Consider the following 24445-nt stretch of genomic DNA (forward strand, 5'->3'; position numbering starts at 1 on the left):
TCCCTATGAGTCTTTTTCTGGATTTTGAACAGCCGATCGCCGAGTTGCAGGCACAGATCGATGAACTGCGCCATGTGAGCGAGCACAACAGTGCCGTGGATCTGAGCGAAGATATTCGTCGGCTGGAGAAGAAAAACGAAGAGCTGACCAAGAAGATCTTCGGCGATCTGGGCGCCTGGCAGGTGTCACAGATGGCGCGTCATCCACAGCGCCCCTATACCCTCGACTACATCGAGCACATCTTCACCGATTTCGACGAGCTGGCCGGCGATCGCGCCTATGCCGATGACAAGGCCATCGTCGGTGGCATCGCCCGTCTGGACGGCGAGCCTGTGATGGTCATCGGCCACCAGAAGGGGCGCGAGACCAAGGAGAAGATCAAGCGCAACTTCGGCATGCCGCGCCCGGAAGGGTACCGCAAGGCCCTGCGCCTGATGGAGATGGCCGAGCGCTTCAAGATGCCGATCATCACCTTCATCGACACCCCGGGCGCCTACCCGGGCGTCGGTGCCGAGGAGCGTGGCCAGTCCGAAGCGATTGCCCGCAACCTGAAAGTGATGGCCGGTCTGACCGTGCCGGTGGTCTGCACCGTGATCGGTGAAGGCGGCTCCGGCGGCGCCCTGGCCATCGGTGTCGGCGATCGCGTCAACATGCTGCAGTACTCCACCTACTCCGTCATCTCGCCGGAAGGGTGCGCCTCCATCCTGTGGAAGAGCGCCGACAAGGCGCCGGTGGCTGCCGATGCCATGGGCATCACGGCCCAGCGTCTGAAAGAGCTGAAGCTCATCGACAACATCGTCGAGGAGCCGCTCGGCGGCGCCCACCGCAATGTGGAGAAGATGGCCAAGCACCTGAAAGACCGCATCCAGCAGGATCTCAACGCCCTGCGTCCCCTCGACAACGAGCAGCTGCTGGAGCAGCGCTACCAGCGTCTGCTGGGCTACGGCTACTGCTGAGCCCGGTCGGGAACAAATGGATGATGAAAGGCCCTCGCACTGCGGGGGCCTTCTTTTTTATGGCGGCAGACGCCCTGTCGGCAGGGAAAGATCCTGTCCATATGGATACCTGTTGGCACGATGTTTGCCAAAACCCCCATGTTGGATCAATTCAGCGGCGATTTGTGGCCAAAAAAAGTGGGATCCCACTCCCGTTTTGCTTAAAGTGACCCTTTCCGATCGACCCGATCGGCATGCCCGCAAGGACGCTCTGCGGACGTAAACAGGCCAGCCCGGCCTGACTCACAGGAATGTTCACCCTGCCGGCGGCACTGCCTTTTGCAGCGCCCTGCTGCCCGTTCAGCCGCCCGGTGTTACGTCACTCTCATCTTGCATCGTCTCCATCTGCAGCGAGTGAATCATGAGCGAATCGGTTTTTGAGATCCACGACTGGACCCTGAGCGTCGACGACAATATGCTCTGTCGCCCCGACCGCGAGGTCTACCTCGAGCCCCGGCTGGTCAATCTGTTGCGTTTCCTGGCGAGCAACGCCGGCACAGTGTTCGGGCGCGACTGCCTGATCAACGAGGTGTGGGACGGCGCCGAGGTGACCGATCAGGTGGTCACCCAATCCATTTTCGAGCTGCGCAAGATCCTCAAGGATGGCCGCAACGACGCCGCCGACTACATAGTCACGGTGCCCAAGCGCGGCTACAAGCTGGTGGCGCCGGTGCGACCGCAGCAGGTGGTCTCGGTGGTGATGGCAGGCGAGCAGGAGAGCGTGAGTGCCCCCCGGCCGCCGCTCGCGATGCCAGACCTCGATGAAGAGGAGGAGCAGGCCAACGTCACCCCCTTCCCGGCCGGCCCGTTGACCCGCGCCGTCACCACCCATGCCAGGGAGGGGGGCAGTCGCTGGAAGCTGGTGGGGTTCGATATCTTCGTGGTGGCGATCCTGGTCGCCCTGGTCAGCCTGCTCAGCTATCAGCACACCAGTCCCCAGGTGCACTCCATGCTGGATCCCGAGCTGCTGGTGTTTCGCTTTCACTCCGGCATGGATGGTAGCAACGAGAACGTGCGCCTCGCCGACGGCATCACCCGCGCCCTGATGGGGGAGGTGGCTGCCGCCACGCCGCTGCGGGTGCAGTACGGCGCCAACACCCTGATGGGGGGCATCCTGCCCGGCAAGGAGCTGAGCGTGCGGGTCTCCCGCCAGCCGGGGGGCACCTATCTCGATCTGGAGTACCGCAACATCAACACCAACCGGGTGCTGTTCAGCCACCAGTACCAGCTCAGCCGCCACAACGTGCACGGGGTCTTGCAGGCGAGCAGCCGGGATCTGCTGAGCGCCCTCAATCAGCCCGACGCGCAGCCTGGCATGGGCTGGCCCACCGATGACGGCGCCTTGATGGCCATGATGGAGGCGCACTACTACATCAACAGCCAGGATCCGGTGGCCCTCAAGCGTGGCGTCGAGCTGCTCGACAAGTCGCTGACCAGCCAGCCGGATCAGCCGCTGCTGCTGGCGGAGCGCTATCTGGCCGGGGAGGCGCTGGCAACTCTGACGGGCACCCCCCAGAGCGACCGGTTGCAGCAGATAGGTGCTCACCTGGCCCGGGTGGTTCAGAGCCAGCCTGTGCAGCCGGCCCGGGTGTGGGAGGCGCTGACCCTGCAGGCCATTCTGGGCGGCCAGCAGCAGGAGGCCAACCGTCTGCTGGGCGAGGCCGGCAGCCGGGGCCGCTCTGTGCTCTATCACATATTGCGCGGCAAGCTGGCGGAGCTGGATGGCCACCCGGAAGCGGCGGGGGATGCCTACAGCCAAGCCTTTCTGATGGAGGCGACCGAGCAGACCTACCTGCTCTGCCAGCAGCTCGGCTTCTACAGCAACATGGAGACCCTCACCCCGGCGCTGTTCAACGCCCTGGGCCAGAGCAAGGTCAAGCTGTTCTGAGCGGCGCCGGCCGCGCGCCGCCCCGCTGTTCGCAGGCCGCCCACGGGCGGCCTGCGTGTTTCTTGCCCTCCCATGGGCACTCGGGCTTGCTCTTCTATCCCTATCCCTATCCCTATCCCTATCCCTATCCCTATCCCTATCCCTATCCCTATCCCTATCCCTATCCCTGACTCGCAACAACGACTGGCCATGGCAGGCCTGTGGCTGCGCCATCCCTCTGCTGATCAAGCCCCGACCGCCATTTGCAGCTGCAGCCTGTCGATGCCGACAGCCGTGACCGTCGCCCCGGCGACCTGGCCGCCTTAGTCGATATCGCACCGGGTCATCACTTCGTCCGTTTGGTGTGTGAGGGGGCGTTATGCCGGTCAGGTGGGCCCCGGGTCGTGCAAAGCGAGCGGTGCAATGAAGGGCGGTGAGGGGAAAAGGGGGTCGCTTTGGCATATGCAGTTCGGGGGAGAGGGGGTTGTTGGCCCAGCAGCACCGCAGCGGGTCATCAGAAAAATATCAAGGTGGTTCGGGTGGCACCGAGTGGTCTCATCAAGGGGGGGCGACGGATATCAAGATTTTATCAAGATGCTTGCGGTGCCTTCAGTCAACCTGCTGTTTTAACTCTGTTTTTATCGGCTTTGACGGGCGGACTGAAAAAGTTTGCTCATGTTTTTATCCCTTAGCGGGACTTTATGTTTTCCGGGGCGCAGAGGCCTAGTCTGTGGCCATTGATTGGCGGAAGGCTCCGCCAAGCGTGTGTTTGATGCCTTAATATCGATCCGGAGATTTTATGTCCTTAGATACGAGCAAGAAGATCGGCCTTGTCGCCTGTACAGGTGTAGTGGCCGGCAACATGATGGGGAGCGGTATCGCGCTGCTGCCCTCGGCCCTGGCCACCATAGGTTCCATCTCTGTGTTCAGCTGGGCCATCTGCCTGGTCGGCGCCATGGGGCTGGCCTTCGTGTTCGCCCGCCTCGCCACCAAGAACCCGCAGGAGGGCGGCCCCATCGCCTACGCCGGCGAGATCTCTCCGGTGTTCGGCTTCCAGACCGGTGTGCTCTACTACCATGCCAACTGGATCGGCAACCTGGCCATCGCCATCACCGGCGTCTCCTACCTCTCCGTCTTCTTCCCGATCCTCAACAGCCCGATCCCGGCCGCCGCTGCCACCATCGCCGCCGTCTGGATCTTCACCCTGGTCAACCTGCTGGGCGGCAGCTGGGTGAGCCGGCTTTGTACCCTGGGTCTGGTGCTGATCCTGCTGCCGGTGGTGGGCACCGCCCTGGTGGGTTGGGGTCACTTCGACAGCGCCGTCTACAGCCAGAACTGGAACACCACCAGCGGCAGCGACCTGCATGCGGTCATCAGCGCCGTGCTCATCTGCCTCTGGTCCTTCGTTGGGGTAGAGTCCGCTGCCGTCTCCTCCGGCATGGTGAAGAATCCCAAGCGCACCGTACCGCTCGCCACCATGCTGGGCACCGGTATCGCGGGGGTCATCTACATCCTCTCCACCCAGGTGATCAGCGGCATGTTCCCGGCCGGTGAAGTGGCGGCCTCCGGCGCGCCGTTTGCCATGGCCTCCTCCGTCATCTTCGGCAACTGGTCCGCGCCGTTCGTCTCCGCCTTTACCGCCCTGGCCTGCTTCACCTCGCTGGGCTCCTGGATGATGCTGGTGGGCGAGGCGGGCAAGCGCGCCGCCCACGACGGCAACTTCCCGAAAATCTACGGCGAAGTGGACAAGAACGGCGTCGCCAAGAAGGGTCTGATCCTGGGCTCCCTCAAGATGACTGCGCTGATGATTGGCCTGACCGCCTTCACCTCCCAGTCCGCCCACGCGGCCGATCTCTTCAACGTGCTGACCACAGATGCGGTGCTGCTGACCATGCTGCCCTACTTCTACTCCAGCATTAACCTCATTCGCTTCGAGGGCATGACCTCCCGCAGCATCGGCGCCATGATCTTCTCCGGTGTGGCCTGCGTCTTCTGCCTGATTGCCCTGATGGGCGCCAAGGGTTCCAACCTCACAGCAACCTTCGTGGTGTCGCTCATCATCCTGATGTTCTACGCCAAAAAACTGGGCCTGCGTCAGCACGATGCCCTGCTGAGCGAACAGCCCAGCAACTGATTTCCCCTTTTATCTTCCGAGCGCTCTTCACTCACCATCCCTGATGGAGAGCGCCCTCTTACGTGTGGAGCATCAAGATGAACATCATTGCCATCCTCAACCACCTCGGCGTTTTCTTTAAAGAAGAACCCATTCGTCAGCTGCAAGCCTCCCTCGAGCGCAAGGGTTTCGAGGTCGTCTATCCGGTCGATGTGGCCGACTTGCTGAAACTCATCGAGAAGAACCCCCGCGTTTGCGGCGCCATCTTCGACTGGGACAAATACTCCCTGGGTCTGTGCAAGGAGATCCACGATCGCAACGAGAAGCTGCCGATCTTCGCCTTCGCCAACGACCAGTCCACCCTGGACATTCACCTGACTGACCTGCGTCTGAACGTGCACTTCTTCGAGTACCGTCTCGGCATGGCTGACGACATCGCCCTCAAGATGGGTCAGGCCACCCAGGAGTATCAGGACGCCATCCTGCCGCCGTTCACCAAGGCGCTGTTCAAGTACGTGGAAGAGGGCAAGTATACCTTCTGTACCCCGGGTCACATGGGCGGTACCGCCTTCCAGATGAGCCCGGCCGGCAGCATCTTCTATGACTTCTACGGCCCGAACGCCTTCAAGGCCGACGTCTCCATCTCCATGCCGGAGCTGGGCTCCCTGCTGGATCACTCAGGTCCGCACAAGGAAGCCGAGGAGTACATCGCCCGTACCTTCAACGCCGATCGCTCCTACATCGTCACCAACGGCACCTCCACCGCCAACAAGATCGTCGGCATGTACTCGGCGCCGGCCGGCAGCACCGTGCTGGTGGATCGCAACTGCCACAAGTCGCTCACTCACCTGATGATGATGAATGACGTGACCCCGCTCTACTTCCGTCCGACCCGCAACGCCTATGGCATTCTGGGTGGCATCCCGCAGAGCGAATTCAGCCGCGACACCATCGCCGCCAAGGTGGCCGCCACCCCGGGTGCCCAGGCGCCGCGCTACGCCGTGATCACCAACTCCACCTATGACGGCCTGCTCTACAACACCGGCTTCATCAAGGAGGCGCTGGACACCCCCTACATCCACTTCGACAGTGCCTGGGTGCCCTACACCAACTTCAGCCCGATCTATGAAGGCAAGTGCGGCATGAGCGGCGAAGCCATGCCGGGCAAGGTGTTCTACGAAACCCAGTCCACCCACAAGCTGCTGGCGGCCTTCTCCCAGGCGTCGATGATCCACATCAAGGGTGACGTGGAGGAAGAGACCTTCAACGAAGCCTTCATGATGCACACCTCCACCTCGCCGCAGTACGGCATCGTGGCCTCTACCGAGATCTCCGCTGCCATGATGCGGGGCAACACCGGCAAGCGGCTGATCAAGGACTCCATCGATCGCGCCATCTCCTTCCGTAAAGAGATCAAACGCCTGCGTGAGCAGAGCGAAGGCTGGTTCTTCGACGTATGGCAGCCGGACGACATCGACACCGTCGAGTGCTGGAAGCTGGATCCGAAGGATGACTGGCACGGCTTCAAGGACATCGATGACGACCACATGTACCTGGATCCCATCAAGGTGACCCTGCTGACCCCGGGCATGGGCCGTGATGGCCAGCTGCTGGAGCGCGGTCTCCCGGCGTCCCTGGTCTCCAAGTTCCTGGACGAGCGCGGCATCGTGGTGGAGAAGACCGGCCCCTACAACCTGCTGTTCCTCTTCTCCATCGGTATCGATCAGTCCAAGGCGATGCAGCTGCTGCGCGCCCTGACCGAGTTCAAGCGCGGCTACGACCTGAACCTGACCATCAAGAGCATCCTGCCGAGCCTCTATCGTGAAGACCCGAGCTTCTACGAAGGGATGCGCATCCAGGAGCTGGCCCAGCGCATTCACGAGCTGACCAGCAAGTACCGTCTGCCGGAGCTGATGTTCAAGGCGTTCGATGTGCTGCCGGAGATGAAGATGACCCCGCACGCCGCCTGGCAGCAGGAGCTGGCCGGCAACGTGGTGGAAGTGCCGCTGCGCGACATGGTGGACCGCATCAGCGCCAACATGATCCTGCCCTACCCGCCGGGAGTACCGCTGGTGCTGCCGGGCGAGATGGTGACCCAGGATTCTCTGCCGGTGCTCGAGTTCCTCGAGATGCTGTGCGAGATCGGTGCCCACTACCCGGGCTTCGAGACCGACATTCACGGCCTCTATCGTCAGGCCGATGGCAGCTACACCGTCAAGGTGCTGCACTAATCACAGTGACAACAACGGGCCGCAAGGCCCGTTTTTCCCATTTTGGTTCATCCATTTTTTTGCGAGTCAGCATGAAGCGAGTTCTCTCCATCCAGTCTCACGTGGTGTTCGGTTGCGCCGGCAACAGCGCCGCCGTGTTTCCCATGCGCCGCATGGGGCTGGAGGTGTGGCCCGTCAACACGGTGCAATTTTCCAACCATACCCAGTACAGCGCAGGCTGGCAGGGGATGGTGATGCCAAACGGCCATATCCGCCAGCTGATGGCGGGGCTGGCCGACATCGGCGTACTGGGGCAGTGCGATGCGATCCTGAGCGGCTATCTCGGCTCGGCCGAGCAGGGGGAGGAGATACTGGCGGCGGTGGCTCACCTCAAGGCGCTCAATCCAAACGCCCGCTATTTTTGCGACCCCGTGATGGGGCATCCCGACAAGGGGTGCATCGTCGCGCCCGGCGTCGCCGATTTTCTGAAAAACCGGGCGCTGACCTGCGCCGACCTGCTGGCACCCAATCTGCTGGAGCTGGAGCAGCTCACCGGCCGCGAGATCCACAACCTGAGCGAGGCGCTGGCCGCCTGCCAGCAACTGCGTGACGGGGGTGTCGAGCTGGTGATGGTCAAGCATCTGGGCCGCGCCGGCTTGAGCCTGGACCGGTTCGAAATGCTGCTGGTGTGCGAAGAAGGGGCGTTTCATATCTCGCGCCCCCTCTATGAGTTTCAACGTCAGCCCATCGGGGTGGGGGATCTGCTGAGCGCCACCATGCTGGCCAACCTGCTGGCGGGCTTCACGCCGGTGGCGGCGTTCGAGCGCACCAATGCCAGCGTGGACATGGTGCTGGCCCAGACCTGGCTGGCGGGCGCCTACGAGCTGCAGCTGGTGGCCGCCCAGCAGGCGCTGGTCGAGCCCGAGATCCGCACCTGCGCCAGCCGGCTGGGTTAGCCGTGCATCAACCTGCGCGCCGTGCCAGCGTGACCTGCTGACGGGCAAGCGCCTTGGGCGAGCGCCTGGTGTGCGGGGCGCAGGCCAGCTTGAGCTGGTGCCACTCGCGCCACAGCAACCAGCACAGCGGCAGGGTCAGCAGCAGCACAGTGGTGGGCTGGGCCAGCAGCACGCCGTCGCGGCCCCACCAGAGCGGCAGCATGAAGATGAGCGGCAGCAGCAGCAGGGTCTTGGCGATGGAGATGAACAGCGCCTGACGGGTGCGCGCCATGGATTGCAGCAGCACGATGCCGAACATGATGATCCCCTCCAGCGGAATGGCGCCGAGGTTGAGGGTCAGGCTGCTGATGGCGGCCGCGAGCAGCTCGCCATCCTGATCGCCGGTGTAGAGCATGGCTACCTGGCGCGGCAGCAGCTGGATCAGCAGCCAGACCGCCAGACCGTAGACGAGCGTGATCTTGAGCCCCATCTCCATCAGGAACTTCAGATCGCGATGGCGCTTGGCGCCGGCCGCCTGACTGACCAGCGGCTGGATGCCAAAGGCCAGCCCCTGCAAGATGACGATGAACACCGCCTCTGTGTAGCCGGCCACGGTGAAGCCCGCCAGATCCTTGACCGAGCCGTGCACCATTAGCTGGCTGTTGTGCAGCATCAGCAGCAGGCCAAGGTTGAACTGGGCGATGAGGCTCGGCAGACCGGTGAACAGCAGGTTTGGCATGGCCGGCAAGCAGGGCATCAGCTGGCGCCATTCCAGCCGCAATCTGGCGTGACGGGTAAAGAAGTAACCCAGGCCCAGCAGGCTGACCACCCCTTCCGAGATGAGGGTGGCCTGAGCCGTCCCGATGAGCCCCAGCCCCAGCCGGCCCACCATGATGTAGTTGAGGATGATGTTGAGGATGGCGCCGCCGCTGACCAGCAGCATGGCGAGCCGCGGCCGGCCGTCGTTGCGCAGCAGATAGGGCACCGCCAGGTTGCAGGCCAGCAGCAGGGTGCCGCCGCCGATCCAGTAGAGGTAGTCGCTGGCCTGTTGCCAGGTGTCGGTGCCCTGCTCGATGCCCAGTGCCAGCAGGATGTCGATGTGCCAGTAGTGCAGCAGCAGCGGCGCCACCGTGCCCAGCCCCGCCAGCAGCCAGAGCGCATTGACCAGCGCCTGGCGGGCCAGCCCGGTGTTCCTGGCGCCCTGCTGGAAGGAGATGGCGGTGGCCGCCCCCATGCTGATCATGGCGGCAAGGCCGATCAGCACCATGATGACCGGGTAGACCAGGTTGATGCCGGCGAGGCCGGCGGCCCCCACGTAGTGGCCGACGAAGATGCCATCGACCAGGTAGTAGGCGCCGGATACCAGCATGGCCATGACGGAGGGGAGGGCATAGCCCCAGAAACGGCGGGTCATCGCCCGCTGGCGCAGAGTGAAATAGGCAGACATATCTGTTCTCTTGGGGAGTTCGATTATCGAGCAGACAGTCTAGATTAATATTGTTTTTGCGATAATCCGGGTTCTACTTGAAGGATTGATGAGCAATATTCAGTAATTGGTCGGCTGATAGTGGGCTTTCAGCATGTCGATGAGAGCCCGCAAGCCGCTGCCCAGCTGATGCCGGCTGGGATAGAAGAGATAAAAACCGGCAAAGGTGGGGCACCAGGGCTCCAACACGGTGAGCAGTTTCCCCTGGGCCACTTTTTGGCTCACCTCCTCTTCCAGACAGTAGGCCAGCCCCAGCCCCGCCTCGGCCGCCCCCAGATAGAGGGCCGGTGTGCTGGTGGTGAGCGGACCCGTCACCTCTATCTCCAGCAGGGATCCCTCCTCCCCGGCGAAGGCCCAGCGGTAGTGATGGGAGGGGGTGAGCCGGTAGCCGATGCAGGCGTGGCGCGACAGCTCGCGAGGGTGTTGCGGGGTGCCGTGTTCGGCCAGATAGGCGGGCGCCGCCACCACCAGATAGCGCTGGGGCGGCCCGAGCGGTACCCCGATCATCTCCTTGGGCAGCAGATCGCCGTAGAAGATAGCGGCGTCATAACCATCCTCGATGAGGCGCGGCATCAGCTCCTGTTCCACCACCTCCACCTGCATGCGCGGGTAGCGCACCAGGTAATCGATCAACACCGGGGCCAGCAGGTCGTCGATGGCCCCGCGCGGTGCACAGATCTTCAGCCGTCCCACCGGCTCGTCGCTGTGACGGGTCAGCTCGTCCAGTGCGCTCTCCAGATGGTTCAGGGTCGGCAGCAGCTGGGTCAGCAGCCGCTGGCCCGCCTCGGTGGGCACCACGGCGCGGGTGCTGCGGTTGAGCAGCCGCACCCCCAGCCGGGTCTCCAGCCCTTTCAGGCTGTGGCTCAAGGCGGATGCCGAGACCCCAAGTTCGAGGGCGGCCTTGCTGAAGCTCTGGTGACGGGCGACGGCGGCAAACACCGCCAGTTCGGCGAGGTCGGTACGGGTGATGGCCATATTAATTCAGCGGAAAAATGTTGAACAACAGGGTACGCCAGGGCGGGGCAAGGCACAACGTGGCCAACAAACAGACACATGTAGCGAAATTGTTGTACCCATAAGGATATAGATACGGGTGAAACTACCGCTATTTGTTAACGGCTGTTCACAAAATTGGGCTCGAAACGTGATCTCTGACGCCAGAAAGGCGATTCCAATCAAACTTTGGTTGATTAATTCAAAAAAACACTGTGATCGCTAAGGGGATTTAATTAGAGTCAGCTCATCGAAACAAAGGCGTGTTAGTGAGTTGTAAAAACTGACGCGTTTGCGGCCCTCGGGCCCACTCCCCACCGGTCTGTTTGTTGCAATTTGGTTGTTACATGGAGTGATGACCAGTTTGCCGGAGCGATGGGAATGAGAATAAAACAGGGATGAACTGCAGGCGTTCCAGGGAAATGGGACAGGGCATTGCGCCCGGTTGACTAGATATTTTCTATTTTCCTTGATGACAGGAACACCCCTATGTCTGACATGAACATTGCAGTAGAAGGCAACTTAGCCAGTAATGCGTCTTCCCGTGGCATCAACAAGGCCGATGTGGTCTGGATGCTGGGTCTGTACGGTACCGCCATCGGTGCCGGTGTGCTCTTCCTGCCGATCAACGCCGGTGTAGGTGGCCTGTGGCCGCTGGTTGCCATGCTGATCCTGGCCCTGCCGCTGACCTTCTTCGCCCACCGTGGCCTGACCCGCTTCGTGCTGTCCGGCTCCACCCGTGACGGCGACATCACCGAAGTAGTAGAAGAGCACTTCGGCAAGACCGCAGGCAAGTTCATCACCCTGCTCTACTTCTTTGCCATCTACCCGATCGTGCTGATGTACTCGGTCGCCATCACCAACACCGTCGAGAGCCTGATTGTTCACCAGCTGGGCATGACTGCACCTCCCCGTGCCGTCCTGTCACTGGCGCTGATCCTGGGTCTGATGGCGGTTGTTCGTCTGGGCGGCCAGGTCATCGTCAAAGCGATGAGCGTGCTGGTATTCCCGTTCGTGATCACCCTGATGGGCCTGGCGCTCTACCTGATCCCGCACTGGAATGGTGCCATCATCACCGAAGCCCCGGCGCTGGGTGATGCCTTCAACGGCGATTTCATCAAGACCCTGTGGCTGGCCATCCCGGTCATGGTGTTCTCCTTCAACCACTCCCCGATCATCTCCTCCTTCGCGGTGGACAACAAGGGTCGTTACGGTGAAGGTGCCGAGAAGAAGTGCAGCAACATCCTGCTGGGCGCCCACGTCATGATGGTGATGACCGTTATGTTCTTCGTATTCAGCTGCGTACTGAGCCTCTCTCCGGCTGACCTGGCTGCCGCCAAGGAACAGAACATCTCCATCCTGTCCTACCTGGCCAACCACTTCGACAACCCGGTCATCGCCACCGTGGCTCCGCTGATCGCCATGGTTGCCATCAGCAAATCCTTCCTGGGTCACTACCTGGGTGCGCAAGAGGGCATGAACGGCCTGATGGCCAAGGCACTGCGCGAGAAAGGCAAGAACGTTGACACCAAGCAACTGAACAAAGTCACTGCCGTGTTCATGATCCTGACCACCTGGGCCATCGCCACCATCAACCCGAGCATCCTCGGCATGATTGAAGACCTGGGCGGCCCCATCATCGCCATGCTGCTGTTCCTGATGCCGATGTACGCCATCACCAAGGTGCCGGCCATGCGCAAATACGCTGGCAACATCAGCAACGGCTTCGTGACCATCATCGGCCTGATCGCCATGTCCGGTATCATCTACAAGCTGATTGCCTGATAACACCGATTACCCGCTTGAATGAAGAAGCCGCCTCGCAAGAGGCGGCTTTTTTTATGGCCGCTGTCCAGGGCTACGGCCTTGCATAAAACCGGGCATATTCTCGCCGCCGCCCTTAACAAAGAGGCGGGGCAGGCCTAACATGGCGGGATGTTTTTCTAGACAGGACAAAAGGATATGTCTGGGTTGAAAAAGGATCTCGGGCTCTGGCAGGGGATGGGGTTGCTCGCCACCTCGCTGCTGGGCACCGGGATCTTCGTGGTGCCGGCTACCGCCGCCTCGCTGGCGGGCGGGGCCTCGCTCTGGGCCTGGTTGCTGCTGATTGCGCTGGTGCTGCCCATCGCCTTTACCTTCGCTCGCCTCGGCCGCCGCTACCCCCACGCCGGCGGGGCGCCACACCTTATCGGCCTCGCCTTTGGCAACGGCGCCGAACGCTTCTCCGCCTTCCTGTTTCTGGCGGTGTTGCCGGTGGGCCTGCCCGCCGCCCTGATGATCGCCGCCGGCTTCTGGCACGCCCTGTTCGATCTGGGGGAGTGGACTCTGTGGGCCATCCAGCTGCTCACCCTGCTCGGGGTCTTTCTGCTGGGGCTGCGCGGAGCGCGCTCCTCCGGCAACCTGCAACTGCTGATCGCGCTCGCCATTTTGGGGCTGACCCTGCTTATCTGGTTCAAGGGGGATATCAGCTGGCGCGACGCCGCCCGGCCGCTGCCGACGACGGAGGAATGGCCCGCCATGGCCACCGCGCTGGCGGTGATGTTCTGGTGTTTCGTGGGGCTCGAGGCCTTCGCCCACATGGGGGAGGAGTTCAAGCGACCGGAGCGGGACTATCCGCTGGCCCTGCTCGGTGGGGTGTTGCTGGCGGGGCTCATCTACTGGGTGCACTCGCTGGTGGTGCTCAAATATGGCCTCTACGGCGATGAGGCGACCAACGCCACCGCCATTCCGGCCCTGCTCTCGCTACTGTTCGGCCCCACCGCCAAGTGGCTGGTGGCGGTGCTTGGCTACCTCTCCTGTTTTGCCAGCATCAACATCTACATTCAGGGTTTTGCGAGGCTTATCTGGAGCATGGCGCGCGAAGGCAAGCTGCCCCCCTCGCTGGCGGTGCTTACCGCTCGCGGCGCGCCGCTGCGGGCGCTCGGTCTGGTACTGCTCATCTGCCTGCTCTGCATCACCCTCATCATCTGGTTGCGACTGCCCCTCGATGAGCTGATCCGCTACGCCAACGGCAACTTCGTGCTGGTCTATCTGCTCTGCATGGCAGCGGGCTGGCGTCTGCTCGGCGGGGTGGGCAAGGGGCTGGCGGGGATAAGCGTACTGCTCTGCGCCCTGGTGCTGGTGGCGCTCGCTTCCCAGGTGCTCTATGCCGTCGTGCTCAGTCTGGGGTATGGCTGCTTCTCGTTATGGCGACGCAGAGGTCGCTGCTCGGCGCCAGATGATCGTGTCTGCGCCATCAAGTAACCCGAAAAAAGCCCCGCAGTGCGGGGCTTTTTGCTGCCTGTCAGCGGCTGGCGGACAGGTCGCTGCGCAAGATGGCGTAGTGGCGCAGGGAGATGAAACCATCCCCCTTGCGTTCGCACTCCCGCGCGGTGCCCTCGTAGTGAAAGCCAGCCCGCTCCAGCAGGCGAGCGGAGGGGCGGTTGGGCTCCTCCACCACCGCCAGCAGCCGGTGCAGCGCTGTGGTGCGGTAAGTGAGCGGCAGCCACAGTTGCAGCGCCGCACTCATCACCCCCTTGCCCCAATGCTCGGGATAGAGCCAGTAGCCCAGCTCGGCCCGCCGGTGCTTAGGGTCGGCATCGTTGTAGCCGATGGCGCCGAGCGGTTCGCCCGTGTGCTGGTCACGAATGAGGTGCCAGGCGCCGCGGCCGGTGCGGGTCAGCTCGGCATACCAATCCATCTGGGCCTGGCACGCCGTCAGGCTGTCGTAGCTGACGCCGTAGTAGGCGACGACCCGCGGATCGGAGAGGCCGCGGTAGATGTGGGGCAGATCGGCGTCGCTGACCGGATCCAGCCTGATGTGGGGTTGTTGTGTTGCTGTCATGGTGGCTCCTTGCAGCCAACCTGAGTTGGCCGCGTGAGTTGAGTGATAAAGGATGGATGATGCTGGCTGGCGTCAGGCAAAGCCGAGCAGGTCAGCAAGGCGTGCCAGTTCGCCCTGCCACTGCTGTTGCAGGCGCGGGGTCTGGTGCCTGGGCTTGCGGGCCAGATCGGCGGCGAGCAGGGCATCGAGCTCATACCAGCGTGCCAGCAGTAACTCTTCGTCATGTGTCGGGCCGGCCAGGGCCTGCCCCATGGCGGGGGCGGCCAGGCTTGCCTTGTCTGCTGCCGGCAAGGGCGCATCGCCGAGCAACTCGGCATAGGCCCGCTCGGCACTGTGAGCCTCCCGGATGCGCCCATCCTTTATCAGCCAGAAGCGGTTGCAGCCGCGCTCGATCAGCTCCCGATCGTGGGAGACCAGCAGCACGCCCCCCGGGAAGGCGGCAATGGCCTCGGCCAGCTCCTCCTTGCCCGCCAGATCCAGGTGGTTGGTGGGCTCGTCGAGCCAGAGCATGTGGTGGCTGCCGAGCGACAGGGCGAGAAACAGCAGTCGTGCCCGCTCGCCCCCGCTCAGGGTGTGCACCTGCTGGCCGTGGCGGGCATAGGGGAAACCCGCCCGGATCAGCGCCTGCCGCCGTGCCCCTTCAGGTAGAGGGGCCAGCGGGTAGAGGGCGTCGCTCAGGGTGGCGTCGTCCGCCAGCTGCTGCAGGGACTGATCGTAATAGGCGATGCTGGCGCCGGGGTGGCAGTACCAGCCAGCCTGCGGGCTCTGCGCGGCCAGTTCTCGCCAGCACTGGCGCAGCAGGGAGGACTTGCCGGTGCCGTTGGCTCCGAGCAGGGCGACCCTGTCACCCGCCCGCAGCCAGAGCCCTTCGGCGCGCAGCAGCGGCGGCAATGCTGGTGCCGGTGCCACGTCGAGGGCCTCCAGCCGCAGCAGGGTGTCGGCGGGCAGGCTCAGTCCGCGCAGCTCGAGCCGCCAGGGGGCCAGCGCCGCCACCTGGCTCTGCTCCTCCTGCAGGCGGGCGATGCGTTTTTCCATGGACTTGGCCTGGCGCACCAGCTTCTCGTTGTCATGCTCCCGCCCCCAGATGGCGAGTCGTTTGCTGCTGGCGCTCAGGCGGTCGATCTCTTTTTGCTCGTCGGCCCGGCGCAGGCGGGCCTGCTCATCCTCGGCGGCCAGCGCCGCCCGCGCCTGGCTGCAGGGCAGGGCGAAGCGGTGCAGCTGGCCATCTCGCAGGATCAGGGTCTGCTCGGTGACTCTGTCCAGCAGGCGAGCATCGTGGGAGACCAGCACGAAGGCGCCGCGCCAGCCCAGCAGAAACTGCTCGAGCCAGAGCAGGGCGGGCAAGTCCAGGTGGTTGCTGGGCTCATCGAGCAGCAGCAGGTTGGGTTGACGCAGCAGGGCGCGCCCTATCTGCAGCCGGCTGTGCTGGCCGCCGCTCAGCGCACTGACTGGCAGCGCGGCCTGGGCCTCCAGCTGCAGCTCGGCCAGCAGCTTGTCCACCTGCCATTCGGCGGCGGGGTCGTTGCCCAGCGCATCCAGCAGCACGGCGCGGGTGCTGAGGGTTGAAAGTCTGGCCGGCAGTTGCTGGGCCACGAACTCGCAGCGGCAGGCTGCGGCCTGCACGACCCGGCCAGCCTGGGGCGTGCGCTCGCCCGCCAGCAGTGTCAGCAATGTGCTCTTGCCGCAGCCGTTGGCACCAATCAGGCCGAGCCGGTCGCCCGCGCGGATGCCAAGTTCGAGGTGGTCAAATAACGGAAGGTGCCCCGCACTCATCTGCAGGGAATGGGTACTCATCAGGGTTGTCATGCTCTTGCTCTCTTAAATCGCGGGATCAAAGATCCCTGTCATCAGGAGCGCTGGCGACAACGGCAGAGTCGAGAAAGGTCTCGGTATGGAAGGGAGTCGGCTTTGCTCGAACCCGCTATCGCAGCGCGATGGTATGCAGGCAAGAGCAGGCGAATGTGCCGAACAGGCGAGCCGAGAACATCGGACACGCTTGGATAACCATTTTTTACCTCCTTGTGTTTCGTTATGGCACTGTGCGGCGATTATAAGCGCAGAAAAAATAACCGTCTATCCGCGATGATGACGCTCCATGAGCGGGACGGGGGCATCGTCAGGTGCAGAGCAAAAAGACTATGTCCTAGTAGGTGTTGTATGGAGTACCCATGAGATATCCAGGCACATCTGATGTTTGCTTCCTTCCCGTAAGGTCCTGCCCAGATATGAATAGTTGCAACACGGCCTTCACCACAGGTGTCGTTGAGGGGGATGACGCTGATGCAAGCTCAGTAAAAATGGGAAAAGAGAGAGTAGATGTAGAAAGGCTATCACACATGACGAAGAAGGTTTTCGCGGTGATAACTAGCGTTGAGGTTCACCTTACAACACGTACTTGAGGCTGGGTCTTATTGATACTTGTAGACGCGATGTTTGGTTCTCATGTTCTGTCATGATGAGGTTCGCTTTTTCCATACCCTGTGCGGGTCGTTTTCGGCGCTCGTTTGCGGTAAAATTGCGCCGCTTTTTCTGCCACGCTGCCAATGGATGACGCTGATGAAAGACTTTCTGATTGCCCCCTCGATCCTCTCCGCCGACTTTGCCCGTCTGGGGGACGATGTCGCCAAGGTGCTGGCCGCCGGTGCCGACGTGGTCCATTTCGACGTGATGGACAACCATTATGTGCCCAACCTGACCATAGGCCCCATGGTCTGTCAGGCCCTGCGTGACTACGGTATCGAAGCCCCCATCGACGTGCACCTGATGGTCAAGCCGGTGGATCGCATCATTCCCGACTTTGCCAAGGCGGGTGCCTCCCTCATCACCTTCCATCCGGAAGCGTCCGACCACGTCGACCGCTCCCTGGGCCTCATCAAGGAGCAGGGCTGCCAGGCCGGTCTGGTGCTGAACCCGGCCACCCCGCTCACCTGCCTGGAGTACGTGATGGACAAGCTGGACGTGATCCTGCTGATGTCGGTCAACCCGGGCTTCGGTGGCCAGAGCTTCATTCCTGGCACCCTCGACAAGCTGCGCCAGGTGCGCCGCCTGATCGACGAGAGCGGCCGTGACATCCGTCTCGAGATCGACGGCGGGGTCAAGGTGGAGAACATCCGTGAAGTTGCCCAGGCGGGTGCCGACATGTTCGTGGCCGGCTCTGCCATCTTCAGCCGCCCGGACTACAAGGCGGTGATCGACGAGATGCGGGCGGAGCTCTCTCATGTCAAACGCTGAACGTGATTTTGACCTGGTGCTGTTCGATCTGGACGGCACCCTGATCGACAGCGCCCCGCAACTGGCGCTGGCGGTCAACCGTACGCTGACCGAACTCGGGCTGGCCGAGGCCGACGAGGCCGTGGTGCGGACCTGGGTCGGCAACGGTGCCGACAAGCTGATCCAGCGGGCGCTGGACTATCGCGCGGCGCCCGAGCTGTTTGCCAGCGCCCGTCCGCTGTTTGACCGTCACTATCAGGCCTGCCTGCTGGAAGGGCTGGCCATGTATGACGGGGTCGAGCAGAGCCTGCGCCGCCTGCAGGCGCTGGGCTACCGGCAGGGGATCGTGACCAACAAGCCGAGCCACTTCGTGCAGCCGATCCTCGATGCCCTCGGCATCGCCGATTGCTTCGCGTTCTGGCTGGGGGGCAACTGCGTGCCCGTCAAGAAACCGAGCCCGGAACCGCTGCTGCTGGCCTGTCACGAGCTGGGCGTCAGCCCGTCGCGCACCCTGATGGTGGGCGACTCCGAAAATGACGTGCTGGCCGCTCAGGCCGCCGGCATGAAGGTGGTGGGGCTGACCTACGGCTACAACTACGGTCGTCCCATCGCAGATTCCCGCCCGGACTGGGTATGCGAACAGTTTGCCCAGCTCGACGCGCTGCTGGCCGAATAAGCTGGCCAGGCAGGCCGAATAACAAGGATCAACACTCTGATGACTAAACCTATCGTATTGAGCGGGGCCCAACCGTCGGGCCAGCTGACCATCGGCAACTACATGGGGGCCCTGCGTCAGTGGGTCAACATGCAGGATGACTTCGACTGCCTCTACTGCATCGTCGATCTGCACGCCATCACCACCCGCCAGGATCCGGTCGCCCTGCGCAAGGCCTGCCTGGACGCCGCCGCCCTCTATCTGGCGGTGGGGATCGATCCGGCCAAGAGCACCGTGTTCATCCAGTCCCACGTGCCGCAGCACGCGGAGCTCGGCTGGATCCTGAACTGCTACACCCAGATGGGCGAGCTGTCGCGCATGACCCAGTTCAAGGACAAGTCCGCCCGTTTCGAGAACAACGTCAACGTCGGCCTGTTCGGTTATCCGGTGCTGATGGCGGCCGACATTCTGCTCTATCAGGCCAATCAGGTGCCGGTGGGCAACGACCAGAAGCAGCACCTGGAGCTGACCCGCGACATCTGCACCCGCTTCAACAACCTCTACGGCGAGGTGTTCACCCTGCCGGAACCCTTCATTCCGACCGAAGGCGCCCGGGTGATGAGCCTGCAGGATCCGACCAAGAAGATGTCCAAGTCGGATGACAACGAGGCCAACTTCATCGGCCTGCTGGAAGATCCCAAACAGATCGTCAAGAAGATCAAGCGTGCGGTGACCGACTCCGACGAGCCGGCGGTGGTGCGTTTCGATCCGGAGAACAAGCCGGGGGTTTCCAACCTGCTGACCCTGATGTCCGGGGTGACCGGTCGCTCCATCCCCGAGCTGGAGCAGCATTTCGAAGGCAAGATGTACGGTCACCTCAAGACCGAAACCGCCGAGGCCGTGGTTGCCTTGCTGGAGCCGATCCAGGCGCGCTTCCACGAGCTGCGTCAGGATGAGGCTCATCTGCAGGCCATTTTGGCGGCAGGTGCACAAAAGGCGCGGGAAAGGGCTGAAAAAACCCTGGCCAGCGTATATGATGTAGTCGGCTTCGTTCCTCGAGCCTGACATACTGGGAAGGTGTAGTAGAAGAGAGCTGGGTATTTGCCTGGCTTTCTTTGTTTTACCCGACCTGCTGTTCGTTGTTTTCATCTTCCAATTTCAAACGCGGGCGTCTGCCCCAAGAGTTAGCATGTCTGTCGAATCAAATACCACGATTGAAGAGTTGGGTGACAAGGGTCACTGGCTGCGCAAGTTCCGCAAGGCCAAGAACCTGCATACCCTGCAACTGATGGTCTCCAACGCCATCGACAAGCACCACAAAATCCCCGCCATCGCCGCCGCCATCTACCTGGCCGAGTGCCAGCGCGAGCGCGAGATGGAGCAGGGCCGCTATCTGGATCGTTAATTCTCTGCCCTGGTTGACCCATGCTGTTGTTGATCGATAACTACGACTCCTTTACCTGGAATCTGGTGCAATATTTTGGCGCCTTGGGACAGGAGGTGGTGGTGAAGCGCAATGACGAGCTGACGCTGGACGCCATCGCCCGGCTCTCTCCCCGCTATCTGGTGATCTCTCCCGGCCCCTGCACGCCAAACGAGGCGGGCATCTCTCTGGCGGCCATCTCCCGTTTTGCCGGCCAGCTTCCCATCCTCGGCGTCTGTCTCGGCCACCAATCCCTGGCGCAGGCGTTCGGCGCTCAGGTTGTACGTGCGCGCCAGATGATGCACGGCAAGACCTCGCTCATTCGCCATCGGGGGGAGGGCGTCTTCAAGGGGCTCAACGACCCGCTGCGGGTCACTCGTTACCATTCGCTCATCGTGGAGCGCGACACCTTGCCCGATTGTCTCGAGATCACCGCCTGGAGCGAACATGCCGATGGCAGCCCGGACGAGATCATGGGCCTGCGCCATAAGCAGTTGAATATAGAGGGGGTTCAGTTCCATCCGGAGAGCATTTTGAGCGAACAGGGCCATCAATTGCTGGCCAATTTTCTGGCAAATTCCTGACAAGTCGTGATCGGCCTCTCAAAATCGTGATGAGGCCAAAAATATTTTCCCTGACACTTTATTCACCTGCCTCCCTGTCCAAATTATCTCTTGCCAACACCCCCTGAGCCGTTATGCAATGCGGTTGCCTAAAATCTCACGGGCAATCGAACATTGTTCCCTGTAACGCGCTTTGTTGCAGACTTTTAGCTTTTTTTCTGTGACAATGCCGATGTGTTTACATGGATTTAACTTTTGGGCGGTGGATTATTCTGTCGCCAGATCGAAGGAGAGCAATATGTCAGAGTTGTTGGCAGTGACACGTGAAGTGTTTGATGAAGTGATGGTTCCCAACTATGCACCCGCCAAGATCATCCCGGTGCGTGGTGAAGGGTCACGTGTCTGGGATCAGGAAGGCCGTGAGTATGTGGACTTCGCCGGCGGGATCGCCGTCAATGGCCTGGGCCATTGCCATCCCAAGCTGGTAGAGGCCCTGAAAACCCAGGGCGAGAAGCTGTGGCACCTCTCCAACGTGATGACCAACGAGCCGGCCCTTCGCCTGGCCAAGAAGCTGGTCGCCGCTACCTTCGCCGACAAGGTCTATTTCTGCAACTCAGGTGCCGAAGCCAACGAAGCCGCCCTCAAGCTGGCCCGTCGCTACGCCATCGAGAAGTTTGGCGCCCACAAGACCCAGATCATCGCCTTCCATCAGGGTTTCCACGGTCGTACCTTCTTTACCGTCAGCGTCGGTGGCCAGGCTGCCTACTCCGATGGCTTCGGTCCCAAGCCCGCTGACATCACCCACGTGGCTTACAACGATCTGGCCGCACTGGCCGAGGTCATCTCCGACAATACCTGCGCCGTGGTGATGGAGCCGCTGCAGGGCGAGGGCGGCATCATTCGTCCCACCGACGAGTTTGCCAAAGGGGTGCGCGAGCTGTGCGACAAACACAACGCCCTGCTGATCTATGACGAAGTGCAATCCGGCGTCGGCCGTACCGGCGATCTGTTTGCCTACATGGGTCTGGGCGTCACGCCGGACATCCTCACCAGCGCCAAGGCGCTGGGCGGTGGCTTCCCCATCGGCGCCATGCTGACCACCACCGAGATCGCCTCCCACCTGAAAGTGGGCACTCACGGCTCCACCTACGGCGGCAACCCGCTGGCCTGTGCGGTGGCCGAGGCGGTGATCGACGTGATCAACACCCCGGAAGTGCTGAGCGGCATCAAGCGGCGCGAGCAACTGTTCCGCGAAGGGCTGGAAGCCATCAACGCCAAGTACCACTGTTTCAGCGAAGTGCGCGGCAAGGGTCTGTTGCTGGGCGCCGTGCTGAACGACGACTACAAGGGACGCTCGCGCGATTTCCTGCTGGCCTCCATCGATCAGGGTCTGATGGCGCTGGTTGCCGGCACCAACGTGGTGCGCTTCGCGCCGTCCCTGGTGATTCCGGAAGCGGACATCAAGGAAGGGCTGGCCCGGTTCGAGAAAGCGGTTGCCCAGGTGGTTAACGCCTGATCCAAATTGAGGTGGGGAACCCGCCCGGCAGGAGCCGGGCCCCCACCTGTCGTCAATGAAAGGGAGTTGTCATTTATGTTGGTTATCCGTCCCATCGAGCAAAAAGATTTTGCCGGTCTCAAGACCTGTGCCATCGAATCCGGCACCGGCATGACCTCGTTGCCCGTCAACGATGAACTGCTGCAGCGCAAGATAGACGCCTCCACCCAGACCTTTTCGGACAAGCCTGCGGGCAAGGGTGACTGCCTCTATTTCTTCGTCGCCGAGGATCTGGAGACCGGCGAAATGGTCGGTACCTGCGCCATCGATGCGGCCGTGGGTCTGTCCCAGCCGTTCTACAACTATCACATCGGCAAGGTGGTGCACTCTTCCCCCAAGCTCGGCATCTACAACGTGGTGGAGACGCTCACCCTCTCCAACGACTACACCGGCAATTCCGAGCTCTGCACCCTGTTTTTGCGCGAGTGCGCCCGCGAGGGGCTCAACGGCCGTCTGCTCTCCAAGCACCGCTTTCTGTTCATGGCCGAACACCCCGAGCTGTTTGACGAAACCGTCTTCGCCGAGATGCGCGGCGTCTCCGATGGCGATGGTCACAGCCCCTTCTACGAGTGGCTGCAAAAGCATTTCTTCTCGATGGATTTTCCCACCGTCGACTATCTTACCGGCATCGGCAAGAAGCGCTTCATCGCCGAGCTGATGCCCAAGTACCCCATCTATGTCAATCTGCTGAGCAACGAGGCGCGCGCCGTCATCGGTCAGACCCACGAGAAGACCCGCCCGGCCATCAAGATGCTGCAGGACGAAGGGTTCGTGAATCGCGGCTATGTCGACATCTTCGATGCCGGCCCCACCGTCGAGTGCGACGTGAAGAACATTCGCAGCGTGCGCCGCAGCCAGAAGCTGCGGGTACTGGTGGGCGAGCCCATCGGCGGCAAGACCCACCTGATCTGCAACACCCGCTACGAGCACTACCGCGCCTGCTACGGCAACATCCGGGTCGATCTCGACAAGCACGAGGCCATCATTCCGCCCAAGATGGCGGCGGCGCTCAAGGTGCAGGATGGCGACATGGTGCGTGCCGTCGATCTCGACTGATCCGGCTGGCGACGAAACCGAATATGAAACAGGCAGCCTCGGCTGCCTGCATACCACAGGGAGTGATTGGATGACTCATTTAGTGCAGTTTATCGACGGTCAGTGGCTGGCCGGTGAAGGCAAGCCGTTCGAATCAAAGGATCCGGCCAAGAATCAGGTGATCTGGCAAGGGGAGGCCGCCAGCGCCGCCCAGGTCGATGCCGCCGTCAAGGCCGCCCGCCATGCCTTCTATCATTGGTCCGATCTGGCCCTCGACGAGCGTCTGGCCATCGTGCGCCGCTACGCCGACCTGCTTGGCGAGCACAAGGAGGCACTGGCCCTGACCATCGCCCGCGAGACCGGCAAGCCGCTGTGGGAGACCCGTACCGAGGTCGCCGCCATGCAGGGCAAGATTGCCATCTCCATCCGCGCCCATGACGAGCGCACCGGCACGGTGGAGAACCCCATGCCGGGCGCCAGGGCGTTCGTGCGCCACAAACCCCACGGGGTGGTGGCGGTGTTCGGCCCCTACAACTTCCCGGGCCACCTGCCCAACGGCCACATCGTGCCGGCGCTGATCGCCGGCAATACCGTGGTGTTCAAGCCCTCCGAGCTGACCCCCATGGTGGCTGAAGCCATGCTGAAGGTGTGGCAGGAGGCGGGACTGCCCAAGGGCGTGCTCAACCTGGTGCAGGGCGAGGTGGACACCGGCAAGGCGCTGGCTGGCAACCCGGACATCGACGGCCTCTTCTTCACCGGTTCATCCCGCACCGGCCACTTCCTGCACCAGCAGTTTGCCGGCCAGCCGGGCAAGATCCTGGCCCTGGAGATGGGTGGCAACAACCCGCTGATCGTGAAAGAGGTGAGCGACATCGACGGCGCCGTCCATGCCATCGTGCAATCCGCCTTCATCACCTCGGGCCAGCGCTGCACCTGCTCGCGCCGCCTGTTTGTCGAGCGCGGCGAGCGGGGCGATGCTCTGGTCAAGCGCCTGGTGGAGGTGGTCGGCCAGATCAAGGTCGGCCTCTATGACGCCGCCGAGCAGCCGTTCATGGGCGCCATGATCAGCGAGAAGGCTGCGCTTGGCATGGTCGAGGCGCAAGCCAACCTGCAGCGCTTCGGTGGCGAGAGCCTGCTCATTCTCAAGCACCTGGAAGCGGGCACCGGCTTCGTCTCCCCGGGCATCATAGACGTGACCGCGGTCAGCGCGCTGCCGGATGAAGAGTACTTCGGCCCGCTGCTGCAGCTCATTCGCTACGACGACTTCGATGCCGCCATCGACCAGGGCAACGCCACCAGCTTCGGCCTCTCGGCCGGCCTGCTCGGCGACAGCGAGGCGGACTGGAACCACTTCTTCAAGCGCATTCGCGCCGGCATCGTCAACTGGAACAAGCCCATCACCGGCGCCTCCAGTGCCGCCCCGTTCGGCGGCATCGGCGCCTCCGGCAACCACAGAGCGAGCGCCTACTACGCCGCCGACTACTGTGCGTATCCGGTGGCTTCCGTCGAAGACAGCAAGGCTGCCATGCCGGATCAGCTGTCTCCCGGCCTGAGCTTCTGACAACAACGAAAAGGGGGCACC

19 protein-coding genes are annotated in these 24445 nt (G+C 62.4%); 15 read left to right on the forward strand and 4 right to left on the reverse strand.

Features of this window, described 5'->3' with window-relative positions; genetic code table 11:
* Positions 1-5 precede the first annotated feature (5 nt).
* From accA to pdxY, 5 genes are all read left to right on the forward strand, one after another.
* On the forward strand, positions 6-956 hold the full coding sequence (gene accA, locus AB5Y94_RS13190; RefSeq protein ID WP_005303428.1) for an acetyl-CoA carboxylase carboxyl transferase subunit alpha: 951 nt from the start codon (positions 6-8) through the stop codon (positions 954-956).
* 400 nt (positions 957-1356) lie between these two features.
* Entirely contained in the window at positions 1357-2883 is a 1527-nt protein-coding gene (gene cadC / locus AB5Y94_RS13195) for a lysine decarboxylation/transport transcriptional activator CadC (protein WP_206219611.1), read from the forward strand.
* Between the two features lie 778 nt (positions 2884-3661).
* Entirely contained in the window at positions 3662-4996 is a 1335-nt protein-coding gene (gene cadB, locus AB5Y94_RS13200; RefSeq protein WP_017764129.1) for a cadaverine/lysine antiporter, read from the forward strand.
* Between the two features lie 77 nt (positions 4997-5073).
* Positions 5074-7206, forward strand: a complete 2133-nt coding sequence (locus AB5Y94_RS13205) for a lysine decarboxylase CadA (protein ID WP_368205731.1) — start codon at positions 5074-5076, stop codon at positions 7204-7206.
* Between the two features lie 71 nt (positions 7207-7277).
* Positions 7278-8141 carry a pyridoxal kinase PdxY gene (gene pdxY / locus AB5Y94_RS13210; RefSeq protein WP_368205732.1) on the forward strand — a complete coding sequence of 288 codons (864 nt, stop codon included), beginning with the start codon at positions 7278-7280 and terminating at the stop codon, positions 8139-8141.
* A gap of 7 nt (positions 8142-8148) precedes the next feature.
* On the opposite strand, the gene AB5Y94_RS13215 is transcribed toward pdxY, so the two are convergent.
* Positions 8149-9567 carry an MATE family efflux transporter gene (locus AB5Y94_RS13215; protein ID WP_041203375.1) on the reverse strand — a complete coding sequence of 473 codons (1419 nt, stop codon included), beginning with the start codon at positions 9565-9567 and terminating at the stop codon, positions 8149-8151.
* Between the two features lie 99 nt (positions 9568-9666).
* On the reverse strand, positions 9667-10581 hold the full coding sequence (locus tag AB5Y94_RS13220) for a LysR family transcriptional regulator (RefSeq protein WP_024941002.1): 915 nt from the start codon (positions 10579-10581) through the stop codon (positions 9667-9669).
* Positions 10582-11088: 507 nt separating this feature from the next.
* Between AB5Y94_RS13220 and AB5Y94_RS13225 the strand changes: the two genes are divergently transcribed.
* Together AB5Y94_RS13225 and yjeH are read left to right on the forward strand one after the other, a co-directional pair.
* On the forward strand, positions 11089-12384 hold the full coding sequence (locus AB5Y94_RS13225) for an HAAAP family serine/threonine permease (RefSeq protein ID WP_005303413.1): 1296 nt from the start codon (positions 11089-11091) through the stop codon (positions 12382-12384).
* Between the two features lie 177 nt (positions 12385-12561).
* Positions 12562-13842 carry an L-methionine/branched-chain amino acid transporter gene (gene yjeH / locus AB5Y94_RS13230; RefSeq protein ID WP_117404546.1) on the forward strand — a complete coding sequence of 427 codons (1281 nt, stop codon included), beginning with the start codon at positions 12562-12564 and terminating at the stop codon, positions 13840-13842.
* 40 nt (positions 13843-13882) lie between these two features.
* On the opposite strand, the gene AB5Y94_RS13235 is transcribed toward yjeH, so the two are convergent.
* Both AB5Y94_RS13235 and AB5Y94_RS13240 read right to left on the reverse strand, forming a co-directional pair.
* Positions 13883-14422, reverse strand: coding sequence for a GNAT family N-acetyltransferase (locus tag AB5Y94_RS13235; protein ID WP_368205734.1), 540 nt, complete (start codon positions 14420-14422; stop codon positions 13883-13885).
* Positions 14423-14494: 72 nt separating this feature from the next.
* Positions 14495-16228 carry an ABC-F family ATP-binding cassette domain-containing protein gene (locus AB5Y94_RS13240; protein WP_368205736.1) on the reverse strand — a complete coding sequence of 578 codons (1734 nt, stop codon included), beginning with the start codon at positions 16226-16228 and terminating at the stop codon, positions 14495-14497.
* Positions 16229-16978: 750 nt separating this feature from the next.
* Between AB5Y94_RS13240 and rpe the strand changes: the two genes are divergently transcribed.
* The 8 genes from rpe (at position 16979) to astD (ending at position 24424) form a co-directional block, all read left to right on the forward strand.
* Complete coding sequence (gene rpe / locus AB5Y94_RS13245; protein ID WP_201891796.1) at positions 16979-17653, forward strand: ribulose-phosphate 3-epimerase; 675 nt, start codon at positions 16979-16981, stop codon at positions 17651-17653.
* Positions 17640-18308, forward strand: coding sequence for a phosphoglycolate phosphatase (locus AB5Y94_RS13250; protein WP_024941156.1), 669 nt, complete (start codon positions 17640-17642; stop codon positions 18306-18308). The genes rpe and AB5Y94_RS13250 overlap by 14 nt, the downstream gene beginning before the upstream one ends.
* Before the next feature lie 39 nt (positions 18309-18347).
* Positions 18348-19352: a tryptophan--tRNA ligase gene (trpS, locus tag AB5Y94_RS13255; RefSeq protein WP_201885567.1), complete on the forward strand. Its 1005-nt coding sequence runs from the start codon at positions 18348-18350 to the stop codon at positions 19350-19352.
* 124 nt (positions 19353-19476) lie between these two features.
* Complete coding sequence (locus tag AB5Y94_RS13260; RefSeq protein ID WP_005298403.1) at positions 19477-19692, forward strand: hypothetical protein; 216 nt, start codon at positions 19477-19479, stop codon at positions 19690-19692.
* Between the two features lie 20 nt (positions 19693-19712).
* Positions 19713-20294 (forward strand): aminodeoxychorismate synthase component II, encoded by a 582-nt coding sequence (locus AB5Y94_RS13265; protein ID WP_005298405.1) that lies wholly within the window; start codon positions 19713-19715, stop codon positions 20292-20294.
* Positions 20295-20571: 277 nt separating this feature from the next.
* A complete protein-coding gene (locus tag AB5Y94_RS13270) occupies positions 20572-21789 on the forward strand; it encodes an aspartate aminotransferase family protein (RefSeq protein WP_368205738.1) in 1218 nt (405 codons plus the stop codon).
* A gap of 75 nt (positions 21790-21864) precedes the next feature.
* Positions 21865-22884 (forward strand): arginine N-succinyltransferase, encoded by a 1020-nt coding sequence (gene astA / locus AB5Y94_RS13275; RefSeq protein WP_005298408.1) that lies wholly within the window; start codon positions 21865-21867, stop codon positions 22882-22884.
* Between the two features lie 70 nt (positions 22885-22954).
* Entirely contained in the window at positions 22955-24424 is a 1470-nt protein-coding gene (gene astD, locus AB5Y94_RS13280) for a succinylglutamate-semialdehyde dehydrogenase (RefSeq protein ID WP_368205739.1), read from the forward strand.
* Positions 24425-24445 lie beyond the last annotated feature (21 nt).

The sequence above is a fragment of the Aeromonas sp. s5 genome (assembly GCF_040907865.1).
GTDB classification, from domain to species: domain Bacteria; phylum Pseudomonadota; class Gammaproteobacteria; order Enterobacterales; family Aeromonadaceae; genus Aeromonas; species Aeromonas dhakensis.

What these genes read in the sequence shown, in the direction of transcription:
- accA (WP_005303428.1), top strand. Translation starts at nt 6, where the DNA reads ATGAGTCTTTTTCTGGATTTTGAACAGCCGATCGCCGAGTTGCAGGCA.
- cadC (WP_206219611.1), top strand. Translation starts at nt 1,357, where the DNA reads ATGAGCGAATCGGTTTTTGAGATCCACGACTGGACCCTGAGCGTCGAC.
- cadB (WP_017764129.1), top strand. Translation starts at nt 3,662, where the DNA reads ATGTCCTTAGATACGAGCAAGAAGATCGGCCTTGTCGCCTGTACAGGT.
- AB5Y94_RS13205 (WP_368205731.1), top strand. Translation starts at nt 5,074, where the DNA reads ATGAACATCATTGCCATCCTCAACCACCTCGGCGTTTTCTTTAAAGAA.
- pdxY (WP_368205732.1), top strand. Translation starts at nt 7,278, where the DNA reads ATGAAGCGAGTTCTCTCCATCCAGTCTCACGTGGTGTTCGGTTGCGCC.
- AB5Y94_RS13215 (WP_041203375.1), bottom strand. Translation starts at nt 9,567, where the DNA reads ATGTCTGCCTATTTCACTCTGCGCCAGCGGGCGATGACCCGCCGTTTC.
- AB5Y94_RS13220 (WP_024941002.1), bottom strand. Translation starts at nt 10,581, where the DNA reads ATGGCCATCACCCGTACCGACCTCGCCGAACTGGCGGTGTTTGCCGCC.
- AB5Y94_RS13225 (WP_005303413.1), top strand. Translation starts at nt 11,089, where the DNA reads ATGTCTGACATGAACATTGCAGTAGAAGGCAACTTAGCCAGTAATGCG.
- yjeH (WP_117404546.1), top strand. Translation starts at nt 12,562, where the DNA reads ATGTCTGGGTTGAAAAAGGATCTCGGGCTCTGGCAGGGGATGGGGTTG.
- AB5Y94_RS13235 (WP_368205734.1), bottom strand. Translation starts at nt 14,422, where the DNA reads ATGACAGCAACACAACAACCCCACATCAGGCTGGATCCGGTCAGCGAC.
- AB5Y94_RS13240 (WP_368205736.1), bottom strand. Translation starts at nt 16,228, where the DNA reads ATGACAACCCTGATGAGTACCCATTCCCTGCAGATGAGTGCGGGGCAC.
- rpe (WP_201891796.1), top strand. Translation starts at nt 16,979, where the DNA reads ATGAAAGACTTTCTGATTGCCCCCTCGATCCTCTCCGCCGACTTTGCC.
- AB5Y94_RS13250 (WP_024941156.1), top strand. Translation starts at nt 17,640, where the DNA reads ATGTCAAACGCTGAACGTGATTTTGACCTGGTGCTGTTCGATCTGGAC.
- trpS (WP_201885567.1), top strand. Translation starts at nt 18,348, where the DNA reads ATGACTAAACCTATCGTATTGAGCGGGGCCCAACCGTCGGGCCAGCTG.
- AB5Y94_RS13260 (WP_005298403.1), top strand. Translation starts at nt 19,477, where the DNA reads ATGTCTGTCGAATCAAATACCACGATTGAAGAGTTGGGTGACAAGGGT.
- AB5Y94_RS13265 (WP_005298405.1), top strand. Translation starts at nt 19,713, where the DNA reads ATGCTGTTGTTGATCGATAACTACGACTCCTTTACCTGGAATCTGGTG.
- AB5Y94_RS13270 (WP_368205738.1), top strand. Translation starts at nt 20,572, where the DNA reads ATGTCAGAGTTGTTGGCAGTGACACGTGAAGTGTTTGATGAAGTGATG.
- astA (WP_005298408.1), top strand. Translation starts at nt 21,865, where the DNA reads ATGTTGGTTATCCGTCCCATCGAGCAAAAAGATTTTGCCGGTCTCAAG.
- astD (WP_368205739.1), top strand. Translation starts at nt 22,955, where the DNA reads ATGACTCATTTAGTGCAGTTTATCGACGGTCAGTGGCTGGCCGGTGAA.